This is a genomic window from Streptomyces sp. GbtcB6, from assembly GCF_019091475.1.
GTDB lineage: Bacteria > Actinomycetota > Actinomycetes > Streptomycetales > Streptomycetaceae > Streptomyces > Streptomyces hyaluromycini.
Genome location: NZ_JAGXJL010000051.1, coordinates 1 through 15874, shown reverse-complemented (window position 1 = coordinate 15874; position 15874 = coordinate 1). Strand labels below are relative to the sequence as shown.

Here is a 15874-nt window from a genome sequence, read left to right as displayed (position 1 = left end):
GACCGGAGTTCAGCTCTGCGGGCCCAGCAGGCGGATCGCGTCGGCGGCCACCACACCGTCGGCGTCGTTGGTCAGTTCGACCGACGTGGTGAGACCGGCCTGGAGCCGGAACTCGCCGAGCGAGAACCAGGTACCGCCGCGCGGGTCGGTGCTGCCCGCGGCCCGCTGGTCGACGCGTACGGTGGCGGTGCCGTCCGCGTGGACGACGGTGTACGGGGCGTTGCTCGCCCGGTTGGCGGCCGGGGGGTAGGAGACCTGGATCTCGTACCCGCCGTCCTGGGGCACGGCCGGCCGCCAGCGCACCTTCCGCTCGCCCGAACCGGCGGGCGCCGTACGGTAGTTGCCGGACCAGTAGCCGGGGTCCGCGGTCGCCGTCGGCCAGCTGCCGCTGACGATCGCGAAGCCCAGCCGGTCGTTGTCCACGACCACCTCCGCGCGTACGTCGGCGGAGCCCGGCGCCTCGATCAGGCTGAGCGAGTCGAGACCGAGCCGGGTCCCGCCGCCCCTGCCGGGTCCCGTCACCGCGCAGCGCAGGGTGTGCCGTCCGGCGCGCAGCCGGGTGGCACCGAGGTGGGCGAGGTCGAAGCCGTCCGCCGTCTGCGCCGTGGTGTCGATCGCGAAGGCGGGCAGTGGGCTGCGGTCCACGGTGACGGTGGTCAGTGCGCCGTCCGCCGTGCGGTAGTAGCGCAGGAGCAGCTCGTAGTCGCCGTTGCGCGGCACCCGGAAGGTGAACTCCACGGTGTCGCCGACCTGTTCGGGGGTGAGGACCAGGCGCTCGCCGCGGCGCGCGAGCGGATCGGTGACCGTCTGCACGGCACCGCCGGTGACCTCGAGGTCCGCTTCGGCCAACGCGACGATCTCCTCCCGGTAGTGGGGGCCGTGGCGCAGGCTGTCGCGGCCGCCGGTCAGCCAGTCGAGCGAGAAACAGCAGACGTTGACCCGGCGCGGGACACTCGCCATGTCACCGTCGCAGCCGTAGAGCAGCACGATGGTGCCGTCGGACAGCCGGGCGAGATCCGAGTAGAAGGAGCGGTTCTCGTTGACGACCCGCTGGTACCGGTACGAGAAGCCCTCGTCGTAGCTGACCGCCACGGTCATGTTGTCCCTGACGGGTGAGTCGGGGCGGCTGAACAGCACCCGCCCGGGTGTGCGGCTGCCGGGGCCGCCGGTGTAGCGCAGCAGGCCGGCGTCCACCGCGTTGAACGAGCCGGTGCTGCCGTCGAGCGCGGGCTGCGACCAGGTCATGCCGTCGTCCGTGCTGACGGACACGATGCGCTGGTTCTCACCACCCGACGCGAAGCGGCCGTTGACGAACACGCTGCCGTCGGAGCGCTGCACCATCCGCGCCTCGTTGACGGGGTACGCGACCTGTACGGGCACCTCGCCGGTCGCCTGCCAGGTGGCGCCGTGGTCGTCGCTGTAGAGCGGCGCGACGCCGTAGAACCGCTGGGCCACGGTGTTGCCGACGATCACCCTGCGGTGCAGGCAGTTGAGCAGCAGACGGCCGGAGCGCAGCTGGAGTCCGTGGCCCGGGCCGGGGCCGTGCAGCGCCCAGTTGTAGGGGAAGCCGTCGAACAGGCCCGCCAGGCTCCGTACTTCGCTCCACGTCTGCCCGCTGTCCCGGCTGGAGATCACATAGAGCTCGCCGGAGTCGCCCGAGCAGGAGGTGTTCTGCGGCAGCCGGAGCGAGAGCATGTGGAAGAGGAAGACCTCCCGTGTCTCCCGGTCCACGACCAGCGCGGGGTTGCCCCAGGACTCGCCGTCGACGGAGGCCACCAGGGTCCGGGTCTCCTCCCAGGTCCGGCCGCCGTCGGTGCTGCGGCGCAGCAGCAGATCACGCGGCCCGGCGTCGCACACCTCGTGGCGGCCCTCGGTCACGGCCAGGACGGTGTCGTCGGGCAGCACGGCGAGCGCGTGGACGTGATAGCTCACGAGGGGGCCCACGACGGAGTCCCAGAGGGTCTGCTCCTCGAAGAAGGCGCCGTGCCGGCCGGACGCGGAGGTCCGGCCGGCGGCCTGTGCCGTGGCTCCGAGGGCCACGGGCCCCAACGCGGCGGTCGCCGTGGCGCCGACGACGCCCAGGGCGAAGGATCTGCGGTTGATGGCGGTGCCGTTCGGTCTGCTGTCGGACATGGTGGGCCACCCCTTTCGGGCGGTACGGAGGAGAGGGATCCGGCGCGGGGCGTTGCGCGCACCGGACCGGAGGCGGGTGCCGGTGTGGATGTGTATGTGAACGTGCGTGTGGGATCAGGCGCGTACGAGATGTGCGTCGAGGGGGCCGAGCAGGTCGAGCAGGGCCTGCAACTCCTTGTCGGAGCACGGGGTGAAGGGCGCCGCGGCATGCGGCGGGCAGAGCCCCCGTGCGGCGAGGACGGCCTTCACCGCCGGAACACCGGGGCGTACGGTGTGCAGCGCCAGCACCTCGTCGAGCAGCCGTTGCGCGCGCCGCGCGTCCTCGTCCCGGCCGTCACGGTGGGCCCGGAACAGCTCGGCGGTCACCGCGGGCGCCACATTGGCCACCCCGAGCACCATTCCGTCGGCCCCGAGCCGCAGCGCGTCCAGTGCCTGCCGCTCCGCTCCCTGGCTGACCCCGAAGTCGTCGCGCCGGCGGGCGGCCGCGAGGGCGTGTCCGAACAGCTCGAGGTCGCCCGAGCTGTCCTTGATGCCCACCAGGTGCGCGAGGCCCGTCAGTTCGTCGAGCAGGGCGGGGGTCAGCGCAGTGCCGTAGCGGGGGGCGTTGTAGGCGACGACCGGAACGCCGAGGCCGGCGAGGGCCGCGTAGTGGGCGACGATCTCGTCGTGCCGGTGGTGGAAGTAGATCGGCGGGCTGAGCACCAGCGCGTCCGGCGCGGCGGGCAGGACGGCCTCCGCCCGGGCCAGCGCCTCGGCGGTGCCGGGGGCCGTGATGTTCACCAACACCGGGCCTTCGTCGGTCAGTTCGCGCCAGCGTGCCGCCACCTCGGCTGCGAACTCGCCCAGTTGTGCCGTGGGGAGCAGCGGGCCCTCGCCGTTGCTGCCGAAGAGCATGAGACCGCGTGCGCCTGCGGCCGCCAGCGCCGTGAGCAGGGGGTCGGCGGCCGGGGCCGAGGGGTGTCCTGGCCGGTCCATCGGGGTGACCAGCGGGACGATGACGCCGGAGAGCAGCGTGCGTCCGCCGATGTGCCGTCGTTCGGCCGCAGCGCCGTCGTGGCTGGTCGCGCCCCGCGGCGGAGCCGCATATGGATACAGCCCCGCGCCCCTTTGGGGCGCTGAACCGCCCATCAGTACCCCCTGACCTCGGGCCAGGCCAGTTCCACCCCGGCGCGCGTGAGTTCGTCCTGGAAGCGGCGCAGCCAGGCGCCGTCCTCGTACACCTGCTCGGTGTCCAGCCGGTTGTCGAGGCAGTACGCCGCCAGCGACCCGGCCGCCTCGCCGATGTTCCACTCGACGGGGTGCAGCCGGTAGCAGCCGTTGGTGATGTGGGTGGTGCCGATGTTCTTGCACACCGGCAGCAGGTTCCGCACCCGCACCGGGAGCAGGGCGCCCAGCGGGATCTGGAAGGGGCTGCTGGCCACGTCGATGTAGGTGTCGCCGCCGGTGGACGGGTGCAGGTCGATCCGGTACATCCCGATGCCGGCCGAGTCCGGACAGCGCACCGCGCCGTGCTCGCCCCGCACGGCGAGGGACAGGTCCTGTTCGACGATGCGGCGCCGGGCGACGATCCGGCGCGACTCCCTGATGTACGGCGCCTTGGCCAGCCCGTCGGCCGTGCCCAGCACATCGCCGCGCAGCCGCAGCCCGGGCCAGCCGGTGCCGCCGTCGGGGCGGGGGGCCTCGGTCTGGAGCCAGTAGAGCATGCTCATGCTCAGCTCGCGGGCTGCTGCCAGATGCCGGTCCCGCTCCTTGTCGTCCACCCCGATCAGCGGTCCGGGCAGGTAGTCGATCATGGGCCAGTTGACGATGGTGACATCGCTCGCGGCGAACCCCTGCCGGTACAGCTTCCGGGAGAACACCCGGCGGAACTCCCACAGTTCCTTGTCGCCCGCGTCCTTGCTCTGGTCGGCGACGACCGGCCCCGAGTCGGCGTTGGGAGTGAACCCGCGCGGTACGGTCTCCAGCGTCCTCGGGTCGGGTGCGCTCAGGCTGAGCAGCCGGTTCGGCCACTGCGGGGGGTGGTAGGCGGCCCAGCGGCCGTAACCGGCCGGGCGGTCGACGGTGTGGTCCTCCCCGGCCCGGTGGTCGACGGCGAACACCCAGGAGAACGCCTGCATGTTGGCCGGCTGGGCCTCGTCGGGTGCGCTCGGCTCCCCGGTGTCCCGCCGTGACTCGAAGCCCGTGACATGCTCGGTGCCGGTCAGGGGCAGCAGGTCGCCGAGTTCCGTCGCGTCCAGGACATAGGGCGCGGACACCTCGACCCTCGTCCCGTCCGGGCCCTCGACGACCACGGACCGTACCCGGTCGCCGTCCACGGAGGCGGCCACCGGACGGTGCCGGTACAGGATCCGCAACCGCCCGGCGGCCACGTAGGGCGCGACCATGGCCGCCAGTACGGCGGCGCCCACGCGCGGTTCGTGGCACAGCGGGCTCACGCGCCCCTCGCCCGGGTTGAGATACCGGCGCCGCCTGGCCTCCTCGGTGAGCGGATACCAGGTCCGGTAGTGGTCGCGGATCGCCTCGCGCAGTGCGCGGTAGGTACGGGTGGCGCCGAACTGCTCGATCCAGGCGTGCTCGTCGGGCGGTACGCCCTGGCTGGTGAGCTGGCCGCCGATCCAGTCGGTCTCCTCGGTGAGCAGGACCGACCGCCCCCGGTCGAGGGCGGCCAGTGCCGCGGCCACCCCGCCGAGGCCCCCGCCCACGACGAGGATGTCCGCGCCCGCCGACGTCGGCGCGCTCATGTGCCGCTCCCTTCCCGTACGTCACCCGTGCCGTCCGGACCGAACGTGAATCTCCGGGGTCCGCCCCGGACGTCCACCGGCACGGGCGGTCCGCCGCCCGGCGGGGTGACAAGCAGGTCCCCGGTGCCCTCGGCGGTCCCGGTGACGCGGTCGCCGGTCCGCCGGTATCCCCGTACGACGACGCCGGGCGCCATGTCCAGCAGGACGCGTCCTTCGAGGCGGACCGTGAGCCGGTCTCCCGCCCGCACGTCGAGGCGGCCCTCGCCGAGCGGCAGGTTGCACAGTTCGGCCGGCTCGCCCGGGTGGGCGAACCGCCAGCCGTCGGGGCGCGCGTCGGCCAGTTCGCCGAAGGCGAGGTACGCCAGCAGGCCGCCCCAGGCCATCAGTCCGTCCGAGCGCTTCTCGAAGCCCGTCAGGTTCTCGCCGGCGACGGCCGGATAGTTCTCCCTGACGTGGCCGTACACGCGCCACTCGTCGAGGAACAGCCGCAGCAGGTCCCCCACCACCGGACGGCTCAGCTCGGTCAGCCCGTACCGGCGCAGTCCGCTGACGGCGAGGTAGGCCATCGGCGCCCAGATCCGGCCGCGCCAGTACGTCGCCGCGAAACCGGGGTCGTCGCGGGCGACGCTGGGCAAGGGCCGTACACCGCCCAGCACTTCGGGCCGCAGCAGATCGGCGGCGGTCGCCGCCGCACGACCGGCGTCCGGCAACCCGCCGAGCAGCGCGTACAGCATCGTCGGCGAGACGTGCGGATCATGCGCGCCCGCCGCCGTGAGGTTGCGGTAGCCGCTCCGCTCGCCGCCCCACAGCAGCCGGTCGGCGACCGCCCTGGCCGTGGCGGCCTCGGTGCGCAGCCGGTCGGCCGTCGCGCGCTCCCCCAGGATGCCGGCGATCTCCGCCAGCGCCTCGGCGTCGGCGATGTGCAGCGCGTTCAGGCCGACGTCTGCGAGGTCCATGGTGTGGGTCGCCGGGTCGTACCGGGTCTCGTCGTACATCGGCGAATCGTCCAGGCCCGACTCGCGTCTGGCCCGGTCCAGGGTCGCCGACGCGGGGTCGCCCGCGACCGGGTCGGAACCCCAGGCGAGCAGCCCGTGCGGCCCGCGGCGGGCCCGCGGCCACCAGTCGTGCCAGGCCAGCAGCGCCGGGAAGGTGCTGCGCAGCAGCGTCGTGTCGCGGGTCTCGGGCGACAGGCCGCCCGCCAGATGGGCCTGGTACACCGTCAGCGCGCCGACCGGCGGCTGCGAACGGTCGTCGGTGCGGCCCCTGTCGTCCGAGATCCGGTTCGGGATCATGCCGGCCTCGTCGGCGTACGGAAGGATCTGTTCGAAGATGCCGCGCGCGTAGTCCCGGTCGACGGCCGAGGCGACGAGGCCGGTGAAGAACGTGTCCCAGGCGTGCAGGGCCCAGGTGCCGTAGAAGCCCTTGCGCTCGGCGCAGACGAAGTCCCTGGAGGTCGGGGTGAGGACCCGGTCGAGGTCGGGGGCGTAGATCGTGTTCCAGGTGACGGCCGTGGCCAGGGCGTCGGCGGCGGCGCCGAGCCAGCCGCCGGACCGCAGCCGGGTCAGGTCGGCGGCGGCGCGGTGCGACGCGAGTACACCGGCGGTCCGCGCCGCCGTGCCCGGTGCGTCGGCCGGCGCGATCCGCAGTTCCACCGTGCCCGGACCGCTGAACGCCAGGACCAGCGCGTCCGCCGTGCCCTCGACCCTGTCGGCGCCCGACGAGGCGGTGACCGTCCAGCGGATCCCGTCCGCGAGGACGGTGCCCAGCGGGAAGTCGCCGGCCCCCGGACGCTCCGCCGCACCGGGGCGGACCGCCACACCCGGTTGCCCCGCCGCATCCGGACGGCCCGTCGGGTCGACGATGCCGGTGAGACCGTCCACGGACAGCGCGACCCGGCCGGTGCTCTCGGCGCGGACGTACAGGATGTCGCCGGGTCCGCCCGCGAACTCCAGCCGCAGCCGGTGCCCCGCCGCCCGTACCGTCACTTCGGCGTAGCTGCCGTCCACGGTGTGCGGCCCGAGCCGTTCGAGGCCGTCGCGCCAGGTGAACCCGTCGAGCACCGGGCCTTCGGGGCCGAGTACGCCGAACCGCACCCGCGGTCCCGACGGCAGCCGGTTCATACCGGTGTGCGTGCGGACGTCCCAGGTGTTCCAGCCGGTCGGCGCGGGAGTCCCGGTGGCACGCCCCGCGGTGGCCCCGCTCCCGCTCATACGGCCGCCCTGCCGTCGGTGGTGCCGTCCCCCGGCACCGAGTCGTCGAGGTCCAGGGCCGCGTCCAGCAGCGCGCGGGTGTACGCGTGCCGCGGTGCGGTCAGCACCTCGCCGGTCCGGCCCTCCTCCACGATCACGCCCCGGCGCATCACCGCCACCCGGTCGGCGATCTGGTGCACCACCCCCAGGTCGTGGGAGATGAACAGCATCGCGAGCCGGTGCCGGCCGCGCAGATCGACCAGCAGCCGCAGGATCTGGGCCTGGACCGACACGTCGAGCGCCGACACCGCCTCGTCGCAGACCAGCAGCCGGGGCCGTACCGCCAGCGCCCTGGCGATGCTGACCCGCTGGCACTGACCGCCCGACAGGTCCCCCGCGCGCCGGGACGCCACCTCGGGGTCGAGCCCCATGTCGGCGAGGAGCCGGTGCAGGGCCCCGGTGCGGTCGCCCTCCGGTGCGGTGACCGGGTGGGTGCGCCAGACCTCGGCGATGACCGAGGCGACCGTCATCCGCGGGTTCAGCGACGACCGCGGGTCCTGGAACACCATCTGCACCGCACGCTGCAGTTCGGGCGGGCGGCGCCCGGCGCGGCCGAGCGGCCGTCCCTCGAAGGTGACGGTCCCGGCGCCGGGCCGCAGCAGTCCGGCCACGCACCGGGCCACGGTCGTCTTGCCGGAGCCCGACTCGCCGACCAGCCCGAGTGTCTCCTCGGGTGCCACCGACAGGCTCACTCCGTCCACGGCGGCCTGACCGCCTCGCCGTCCGCCGTAACTGACGCGCAGATCACGCACATCGAGGAGGGCCCGCTCACTCGCGCTCACGATCCCGTCACCTCCTCTGCGAAGTGGCAGGCGCTCCAGCGGTCCGGCGCCACCTCCCGCACCTTCGGCAGCTCGGCGCGGCACCGGGCGCGGGCCATCGGGCAGCGCGGGTGGAAGGCGCAGCCGGCCGGCCGGTTCGCCGGTGTCGCCGGGGCCCCGGGCAGCGGGTCGGCCAGTGCGGTACGGGTTCTGACGGCGGGCACGCTGCGCACCAGGGCGGCGGTGTACGGATGGGCGGGCCTGCGCAGTACGTCACGGGCGGGCCCGCGTTCGCAGACCCGTCCGGCGTACATCACCACGACCCGTTCGCCGACGTGCGACACGACCCGCAGGTCATGGCTGACCAGGAGCATCGCGAGGCCGTCCGCCGCCTGGATGTCGGCCAGCAGCCGCAGGATCCGGGACTGCACGGTGACGTCGAGTGCCGTGGTGGGCTCGTCGGCGAGCAGCAGCGCGGGGTTGCCGGCCAGCGCCATCGCGATCATGGCGCGTTGGCGGAGGCCTCCGGAGAGTTCGTGCGGGTAGGCGCGCATCCGCCTTTCCGGTTCCGGTACCCCGACCCGGTCGAGGAGTTCGACGACCCTGCGGTTCACCTCTCCTCGCGGCAGCCGGTCGCGGCGTGGCACCTCGCCGATCTGACGGGCGATCCGCTGGGTCGGGTTCAGGGCCGCAAGGGGGTCCTGGAAGATCATCGCGATCTCGCGGCCGCGTACCGCGCGGCGCCGGGCCGGGTCGGCGGCGAGCAGGTCCTCGCCGTGCCACAGCAGCCGGCCGGACAGGGTGGCGCCCTCGGGCGGCAGGCCCAGGATCGCCTGCGCGGTGATGGTCTTTCCGCTGCCCGACTCGCCGATCAGGCCCACGGTGGTGGCCCGTGGCACGTCGAAGGACACGCCGTCCACCACGCGGGTCCGGGTGCCGTGCGGGCCCGGCAGTTCCACCACCAGGTCGTCGATCCGCAGGATCGGCCCGTCGGTCGCGGGCGTCGTCTTCCCGGTCCCGTTCTCGCGCGCGGTTCCGGCTCCGGCGGGGGTCATGAGCCCCCCGTCCGTACGGTGGCGAAGTCCGGCAGTCCGCTGGCGTCGGGGACGAATCCCTTCAGGTCGCTGTTCCAGGCGTAGGCGATGCTCACCGACATCGGGTACATCCCGACCGCGTCCTGCCAGATGATGCGGCTGGCCCGGGCGTAGAGGTCGGTGCGCTTCTGCTTGTCGGCCGTGGCTCCGGCCGCCGCGAGCAGGCCGTCCAACTGCTTGTTGCAGTAGCCCATCCGCTTGGCCGCGCAGGTGTAGAGGCGGCCGAGGTTGCTGGCGGCGTCGTAGCTGGGGGTGGCCAGCTGCTGGAAGTTGATGTCCCACTTGAGTGCGAGCAGGTCCTCCGTGAAGACGGCCTGCTCCTTCTCCAGCGGCTCCACCTGCACGCCGACCTTCTGCAGGTCGGAGACGACAGCCTGGACGAAGGGCTTGAACTCGTCGTTGGCGAACTGGAGGCGGAGCTTCTTCGAGAAGTCGAAGCCCGCGGCGGTGAGGGCCGCCTTGGCGGCCGCGGGGTCGTAGGCCACGGCCGGCTGTGCCGCGTGGCCGAGGACGACGCCGGTCACGGGCGCGTCGGCCGCCTTGCCTGTATCGGGATAGAGCTTGCCGATGATGGTCCTGAAGTCGACCGCCTGCCAGATCGCCCTGCGCACCTTCGCGTCCTTGAGGGCGGGGATCGAGGAGTTGAACCACATGGTGAACTCGGCGCTGCTCGGCACGGTCTTCACCGTCAGGTCCTTCTGGCTCTTCAGAGAGGCCAGTTGGTCGTCCGGGATGCCCCAGACGACGTCCACCTCACCGGTGCGCAGTGCGGTCATGCGGGACGCGAGCTCGGGGATGTTCCGTACGGTGACGCGGTTCAGTCCGGGCTTCGCACCCCGGTACTTCTTGTTGGGCACCAGGACCAGCGACTCGCTCGGGGTGAACGCGTCGACGGTGAACGGGCCCGAGCCCACGGGGTGGTTGAAGAAGGCGGTGTCGTCCTTGCCGACGCCCGACGGGAGGACGTAGAAGGTGCCGAGCTTGCCGGGGACGGACGCGTCGGGCGCCGGGCTGTGCAGGACCACCTCGGTGGCGGAGACCTTGGTCATCGTGTCGCCCGGGAAGTTGCCCGCGTTGGGGCCGTTCAGGCCGGTCATGCGCTGGAAGGAGGCGATCACGTCGTCGGCGTCGAGGGCCGAGCCGTCGGAGAACGTGACACCGGAGCGCAGCGTGAACGTCCAGGCCGTGACGTCCTTGTTGGCCTTCCAGGAGGTGGCGAGGTCGCCTTCGAGGGTGCCGTCCGCGGCGGGCTTCACGAGTCTGCTGAAGATCTCCTGTGCGGCCAGCTGGGTTCCCGTGGAGGCGCCCTGGGCCCCGTGCGGGTCCAGGCTCTCGATCGGGTAGGTGCCGGCGACCGTCACGTCGCCCGAGGCGGCGGAACCGCCTCCGCCGTCGTCACCGCCGGTCGTCGTGCAGGCGGCGAGGAGCGCCGCGCCCGCCGTGGCGGTGGTGGCGAGCCGGATCAGCCGGCTCCGCCCGTGCTCACGCGTGCTGGTCATGATGGTGCTCCTCTCGATCGAGGGTCGGTCGGAGTCAGCCGGTGGGTGAGGCGCTGTACCTGGCCGGTTCAGTCGGTGCGGCCACGCCCGTAGCGGGCGGTGAGCTGGTCGCCGAGGATGCCCACGTTCACGATCAGGAGGGACAGGGCGATGCCCGGCAGGGTGGAGATCCACCATTGCGTTTCGAGGTACTCCTTGCCGTTCGCGATGGTCTGCCCCCAGGACACGGTCGACGGGGGCAGCCCGATGCCGAGGAAGCTGAGTCCCGCCTCCGCCAGTACCACCAGCGCGAATTCGAGCGTGGCGAGGGCGACGACCGGTCCGGCGGTGAACGGGAGCACGTGCCGGGCGAGGACGGTCCGGCCGGGCACTCCCAGCACCCGGGCGGCGTCGACCCAGGGCCGTTCCCTGACGGAGAGCGCGATGCCGCGGGTGACGCGGGCGAAGGTGATCCAGCCGGTGGCCGAGAGCGCGACGACGACCAGCAGGACGCTTCGCTCGAAGGCGCCCGCGATCACGATGGCCAGCAGGATCGCGGGAAACGCCAGCAGGACGTCGAAGATCCGGGCGAGGACGGCGTCGGCGGCGCCCCGGAAGTAGCCGGCGACGGCGCCGAGAAGGACCCCGACGAGGCAGGACAGCGCGACCGTGGACACGCCGATGAGCACCGCCGTGCGGGCTCCGTAGACGATCTGGGCGAGCAGGTCGCGGCCGAGTCCGTCCGTGCCGAGCCAGGCCGTGCCGCCGCCGGCCACCTTGGAGCCGGGTGCGAGCAGCCGGTCCTCCAGGGAGGTGTGCACCGGGTCGTAGTGGATCACCATGGGTCCGACGACGGCCACCAGCAGATAGCAGCCGACGACCAGGGCGGGGACCCGGGAGAGGAACGGGCGCCGGGTCCGCCGCGGAGTCGTCGCCGACTTCTCGACGGCCACGGTGTCGCCGGCCATCAGACGGCTCCCGTCCGGATCCGCGGATCCAGCTGGGCGATGAGCAGATCGGCCATCAGGTTGAGTACGACGACGATGCCGGCGATCAGCAGGGTGGCGCCCTGTACGACCGTGTAGTCGCGGTTGGCCACCGCCTCCACCACGAGCGATCCGAGGCCGGGCCAGGCGAACACGTTCTCGACGATCACGGCGCCGCCGACCAGCGCCCCGACCTGGACGCCGACCACGGTCACCACGGGGATCAGCGAGTTGCGCAGGGCGTGCCCGAACAGCACCTGGCGTTCGGTCAGGCCCTTGGAGCGGGCGGTCTGGATGTAGCTCTCGCGCATGGTCTCGGCGAGGCTGGTCCGGGTCAGCCGGGCGATGATCGCGACGAACGGGAACGAGAGGGTGACGGCCGGCAGTACCAGGTGCTGGGGCGTGCCGACCCCGGAGCTGGGCAGCAGGCGCAGGGTCAGGGCGAAGACCAGGACCAGCATGATGCCGATCCAGAACGTGGGGAACGACTGGAGGGCGATCGTGCAGGCCGAGACCACCCGGTCCAGCAGTCCGCCCGGCCGTGCGCCGGCCAGCATGCCGAGGGTCAGCCCCACGATCACCGCGATCACCGTGGCCGTCACGGTGAGGTCGATGGTGGCGGGCAGCCGGTCGAGGACCGCGCTCATGGCGGGCCTGCCGAGCCAGTGCGACTCGCCGAAGTCGAGCCGGCAGACGTCGCCGAGGTAGCTGAGGTACTGCGCGCCGAGCGGCCGGTCGAGGCCGAGCGAGGCGTGCAGTTGGGCGATCTGGCTGCGGGTGGCGTCAGGGCCGAGCAGTACCGTCGCGGGGTCGCCGGGCGCGGCCCGGACGACGAGGAAGATCAGCGAGGCGGCGCCCCACATCACGAAGACCCCGATGAGCAGCCGGTGCACGATCATCCGGATCATGCCCTCGGCCTCCCGCCGCCGGCAGGGACCGGGCCGACCGAGTCGCCCGGTACGAAGGCGCAGGGCACCGTCAGCCGGCGCGGCGCGGGGGCCTCCTCGTCGAGCAGTTCGATCAGCACCCGTACGGCCTCCCCGGCCATCTGGGCGCGCGGCAGCGAGAACCGTGTCCAGTTCCGGGACTCCGGTGTCCAGGACGGCGGATCGCCCAGCAGGGCCAGCGAGCAGTCCTGCGGGAACCGGACCCGTTCCGTGCCGGTCATCGTCGCGAGCGCCCCGGTGAGCCGGTCGTCCTCGGTCGGCTCGACCAGCAGCGCGGTGATCCCGAGTCCGTCGATCCACCCCTCCAGCCGCTCGACCGTCAGGTCGGCCGGATCGGCCAGGCTCCGGATCAGCGCCTCGTCCGCGCCGAGGCCGGCCTCGGCCAGCCCGCGCCGGTATCCCTCCTCGCGGTCTCTGGTGGGCTCGCTGTCCTCCGGGGCCCGCAAGTACAGGATCCGCCGGTGGCCGTGTCGCGCCAGCTCCGCGACGAGTCCCGCGGTCGCCGAGACGTAGTCGGCCGCCACGTAGGAGAGTTCACCGTCGTCCACCTCACGACGTCCGACGAAGACGAACGGGAAGTCCTCCCGGACCAGCGCCGACAGCTCCTCGCGGCGGACGTTCCTGCCGAGCAGGACGCAACCGTCCGCGATCTTCAGCCGGTTGGTACCGCCGGCGTAGATGGACCGCTCGGCCCTCTCCGTGCCGGACGCGCTCCCGTCGGAACAGAACAGCAGCAGGTCGTAGCCCTGCCGTGCCGTCTCCTCCTCCACGCCGAGCAGGAACGGGTAGTAGAAGTCCCGCTGGTCGGTCGGGAACACCGACTCGAAGGTGTAGAGCCCGAGCAGCCGGTTCCGGCCGCCTTTCAGACTGCGTGCGGCGACATTGGCCGCGTACCCGAGTTCCTCGGCCGCCGCCAGCACGGCCCGCCGGGTCGGTTCCGCGATCTGCGCACTCGCCGCGCCTCCGCTGATCACCAGCGACACCGTCGCCTGGGAGACGCCGGCGCGCCGGGCGATGTCCCGTTGGGTGGAGCGTCTACGTCGTTCGGGAGGGGCCATGAGCACTCCCAGTTAATACGTATTAGCAAGTGCCGAATGACGCTACTCGGATGCGGCGAAAAGCGTCAAGAGACGTGAACAGCCCTTGTCCGCCTTGTTTCTGACACATGATCTGATCTTGCGGAGTGACCGGATTCGCCATCCGGGTGCACCGGCCGGCCATGGCACGGGGACGCGTTGTTCAGGACCATCGGGAACACGACCGCATTCCGGTGTTGCGGCATCCCGGCGCGAAGGGGAACCCGATGACCGACCTGACCGACGACCTCGCGACCCGCTTCCACCGGGACGGATACGCCGTGCTGCCGGACGCCCTGGCGCCGGCCGAGGTGGCGGAGTTGCGTGCGGAGACCGTGCGGATCTGCCGCGGCGAGCGAGGCGCCGTCGAAGGGGCGCCGCCGCCGGTCGCGGGCGAGAGCGACGACGACACCGTCCGGCGATTCCTGTGCGTGCACTATCCGCACAAGCTGTCGGCGCTCATGCTCACAACCATGCGCCATCCCGCCGTCGTCGGCCCGGTGACCGAGGTGATCGGTCCCGACGTCAAGGCGATGCAGTCGATGCTGTTCGTCAAGTCCGAGGGCAGGCCGGGCCAGGCATGGCACCAGGACGAGATGTTCATCCCCACCCGGGACCGTTCGCTGACCGCCGCCTGGCTCGCCCTCGACGACGCGACCGTCGGCAACGGCTGCCTGTGGGTCCTGCCGGGCTCGCACCGCCCCGGCGTGATCTACCCCAACCGGCGGCACGACGACGCCCGTTACGACTGCACGGTCGAGTCCTACGACTTCCCGTACGACGAGGCGCACGCCGTTCCGGTCGAGATCGCCGCCGGATCGGTGCTGCTCTTCAACGGCTATCTCCTGCACAGGTCGCTGCCCAACACCGGCCGTCAGGGCTTCCGCCGGGCCCTGGTCAACCACTACATGAGCGCCGCGTCCCTCCTCCCCTGGGCCGCCCCCGAGGCCGAACTACCCATGGCCCAGGCCGACTTCCGGGACATCGTGCTGGTCGCGGGCCGTGACCCGTACGCCTACAAGGGCACCGCCGACATCCGCCGGCCCCGGGTGCGGCGCGACCGGTCCGGGGGCTGCGACAGGTGAGGCCGTGACGGAACGCCTCCCGCCCCCGACCCCCACGCTCCTGGCCCGGCTCGGTCCCGCGGTCGCCGACTACCCGCCCGGGTCGGTCTTCGGCCCCAGGGACGCGGGGTCGTACGAGTTCGTCTGGCTGCTGCACGGCAGCGCCCGCTGGGTCTGCGGCGACCTGACCGTGCCCCTGACGCCCAGCGCGCTGCTGCTCGTGCGCCCGGGTATGCGGGACACGTTCCACTGGGACACCCGCCGGCCCACCCGGCACGCCTACACGCACTTCCGGCTGCCCGCCGGACCAGGGGGCGCGGAGCCCCTCGACGACACCGGCTGGCCGGTCGTCCGGGACCTGACGGGGCGCGGCGACCCGATGGCCGCGCTCTGCCAGTACCTCCTGGCACTCGGCGCGACCCGCCCGCCGGACTGGGAACGGCACGCCGAGGAGACCCTGCGGCTGCTGCTCTTCACCTTCGTGCACGACACCGGCCCGGCGACCGGCACGGTGTCGCTCCCGGAACCCCTGGTCGCCATGGCGGCCGCGGTCCGCTCCCACTGGTCGGACGGCGTCGCCCGGCCGCTCCCCCTCGATCGGCTGGCGCGGGCGGCCGGGGTCTCGGAGAGCACGCTGTCCCGGATCTGCCGACGGCACCTCGGCGTCAGCCCCGTCGCGGGGCTCGAACGGCTCCGCCTGGCGAGGGCCGAGCCGCTGCTGTGGCTCAGCAGCCTCTCGCTCCGCGCCATAGCGGTGCGGTGCGGCTTCCCCGACGCCTACCATTTCTCGCGCCGGTTCCGCGCCGTCTACGGGATGTCCCCGAGCGCCTTCCGGGGGTTGCCGCCCGAGTCGGCACCACCGTCCCCGGTCACCGACGGCGCGCTGTCCGCGCTCCTGGCCCTGGTGCCGCCCTCGCAACCGGGGTCCGCCGACGGTCGCCGCTTCTGAGCAGGCCCTGCGGTGGACGGAACGCGGCTGCCTCAGACGGCCCTCGTCAGCGCCGCGAACTCCTCGCCGGAAAGCCGCACCGACGCCGCCTCGACGTTCTCGTCGAGGTGGGCCACCGACGACGTTCCCGGAATGGGCAGGATCACCGGGGAGCGGCGCAGCAGCCAGGCGAGTGCGAGCTGGGACGGCGTCGCGCCGTGATCCTTGCTGATCCTCGCCAGCGGACCGTTTGATTCCGCCAGCGTGCCGGTCGCGATGGGAAACCAGGGTATGAACGCGAGGTGCTCGGCCTCGCAGTGGTCGAGGACGTCTTCGGAGGTGCGGTCGGCGAGGTTGTAGAGGTTCTGGGCCGACACGGTCTCGGCGACCGCACGGGCCTGCTCGAGCTGCGCCACC

At 72.7% G+C, this 15874-nt stretch carries 13 protein-coding genes; 2 read left to right on the top strand and 11 right to left on the bottom strand.

The window, feature by feature from the left end:
* Positions 1–9: 9 nt before the first annotated feature.
* The 10 genes from KVT45_RS44935 to KVT45_RS44890 all read right to left on the bottom strand — a co-directional run bounded on the left by KVT45_RS44935 (position 10) and on the right by KVT45_RS44890 (position 13447).
* Positions 10–2133: an exo-alpha-sialidase gene (locus KVT45_RS44935; protein WP_217555503.1), complete on the bottom strand. Its 2124-nt coding sequence runs from the start codon at positions 2131–2133 to the stop codon at positions 10–12.
* Between the two features lie 114 nt (positions 2134–2247).
* Positions 2248–3261, bottom strand: a complete 1014-nt coding sequence (locus KVT45_RS44930) for a dihydrodipicolinate synthase family protein (RefSeq protein WP_217555501.1) — start codon at positions 3259–3261, stop codon at positions 2248–2250.
* The gene (locus KVT45_RS44925) at positions 3261–4874 is read right to left on the bottom strand and encodes an FAD-dependent oxidoreductase (RefSeq protein WP_217555499.1); all 1614 of its coding nucleotides are present in this window, start codon (positions 4872–4874) and stop codon (positions 3261–3263) included. Before KVT45_RS44925 ends, KVT45_RS44930 begins: the two co-directional genes overlap by 1 nt.
* On the bottom strand, positions 4871–7084 hold the full coding sequence (locus KVT45_RS44920; protein ID WP_217555497.1) for a trehalase family glycosidase: 2214 nt from the start codon (positions 7082–7084) through the stop codon (positions 4871–4873). Before KVT45_RS44920 ends, KVT45_RS44925 begins: the two co-directional genes overlap by 4 nt.
* Positions 7081–7905, bottom strand: a complete 825-nt coding sequence (locus KVT45_RS44915; RefSeq protein WP_308311052.1) for a dipeptide/oligopeptide/nickel ABC transporter ATP-binding protein — start codon at positions 7903–7905, stop codon at positions 7081–7083. Before KVT45_RS44915 ends, KVT45_RS44920 begins: the two co-directional genes overlap by 4 nt.
* The gene (locus KVT45_RS44910; protein ID WP_217555495.1) at positions 7902–8939 is read right to left on the bottom strand and encodes an ABC transporter ATP-binding protein; all 1038 of its coding nucleotides are present in this window, start codon (positions 8937–8939) and stop codon (positions 7902–7904) included. Before KVT45_RS44910 ends, KVT45_RS44915 begins: the two co-directional genes overlap by 4 nt.
* Positions 8936–10477, bottom strand: a complete 1542-nt coding sequence (locus KVT45_RS44905) for an ABC transporter substrate-binding protein (protein WP_217555493.1) — start codon at positions 10475–10477, stop codon at positions 8936–8938. Before KVT45_RS44905 ends, KVT45_RS44910 begins: the two co-directional genes overlap by 4 nt.
* Positions 10478–10545: 68 nt before the next feature.
* Positions 10546–11424 carry an ABC transporter permease gene (locus tag KVT45_RS44900; RefSeq protein WP_217555491.1) on the bottom strand — a complete coding sequence of 293 codons (879 nt, stop codon included), beginning with the start codon at positions 11422–11424 and terminating at the stop codon, positions 10546–10548.
* Complete coding sequence (locus KVT45_RS44895) at positions 11424–12350, bottom strand: ABC transporter permease (RefSeq protein WP_217555490.1); 927 nt, start codon at positions 12348–12350, stop codon at positions 11424–11426. The genes KVT45_RS44900 and KVT45_RS44895 overlap by 1 nt, the downstream gene beginning before the upstream one ends.
* A complete protein-coding gene (locus tag KVT45_RS44890) occupies positions 12347–13447 on the bottom strand; it encodes a LacI family DNA-binding transcriptional regulator (protein WP_217555489.1) in 1101 nt (366 codons plus the stop codon). The genes KVT45_RS44895 and KVT45_RS44890 overlap by 4 nt, the downstream gene beginning before the upstream one ends.
* A gap of 245 nt (positions 13448–13692) precedes the next feature.
* Here KVT45_RS44890 and KVT45_RS44885 point away from each other — a divergent pair, with 245 nt between their 5' ends.
* Together KVT45_RS44885 and KVT45_RS44880 are read left to right on the top strand one after the other, a co-directional pair.
* Positions 13693–14550 (top strand): phytanoyl-CoA dioxygenase family protein, encoded by an 858-nt coding sequence (locus KVT45_RS44885; protein ID WP_217555487.1) that lies wholly within the window; start codon positions 13693–13695, stop codon positions 14548–14550.
* A 4-nt stretch (positions 14551–14554) separates the two neighbouring features.
* Positions 14555–15478 (top strand): AraC family transcriptional regulator, encoded by a 924-nt coding sequence (locus tag KVT45_RS44880; RefSeq protein ID WP_217555485.1) that lies wholly within the window; start codon positions 14555–14557, stop codon positions 15476–15478.
* Between the two features lie 32 nt (positions 15479–15510).
* Here the strand turns inward: KVT45_RS44880 and KVT45_RS44875 are convergent.
* Positions 15511–15874, bottom strand: a 364-nt coding sequence (locus KVT45_RS44875) for an aldo/keto reductase (protein WP_217555483.1), incomplete at its 5' end; no start/stop codon positions are given.

Coding starts and splice junctions, on each gene's coding strand:
- KVT45_RS44900 (WP_217555491.1), bottom strand. CDS start 11,424: ATGGCCGGCGACACCGTGGCCGTCGAGAAGTCGGCGACGACTCCGCGG.
- KVT45_RS44890 (WP_217555489.1), bottom strand. CDS start 13,447: ATGGCCCCTCCCGAACGACGTAGACGCTCCACCCAACGGGACATCGCC.
- KVT45_RS44935 (WP_217555503.1), bottom strand. CDS start 2,133: ATGTCCGACAGCAGACCGAACGGCACCGCCATCAACCGCAGATCCTTC.
- KVT45_RS44895 (WP_217555490.1), bottom strand. CDS start 12,350: ATGATCCGGATGATCGTGCACCGGCTGCTCATCGGGGTCTTCGTGATG.
- KVT45_RS44920 (WP_217555497.1), bottom strand. CDS start 7,084: ATGAGCGGGAGCGGGGCCACCGCGGGGCGTGCCACCGGGACTCCCGCG.
- KVT45_RS44930 (WP_217555501.1), bottom strand. CDS start 3,261: ATGGGCGGTTCAGCGCCCCAAAGGGGCGCGGGGCTGTATCCATATGCG.
- KVT45_RS44910 (WP_217555495.1), bottom strand. CDS start 8,939: ATGACCCCCGCCGGAGCCGGAACCGCGCGCGAGAACGGGACCGGGAAG.
- KVT45_RS44885 (WP_217555487.1), top strand. CDS start 13,693: ATGACCGACCTGACCGACGACCTCGCGACCCGCTTCCACCGGGACGGA.
- KVT45_RS44925 (WP_217555499.1), bottom strand. CDS start 4,874: ATGAGCGCGCCGACGTCGGCGGGCGCGGACATCCTCGTCGTGGGCGGG.
- KVT45_RS44905 (WP_217555493.1), bottom strand. CDS start 10,477: ATGACCAGCACGCGTGAGCACGGGCGGAGCCGGCTGATCCGGCTCGCC.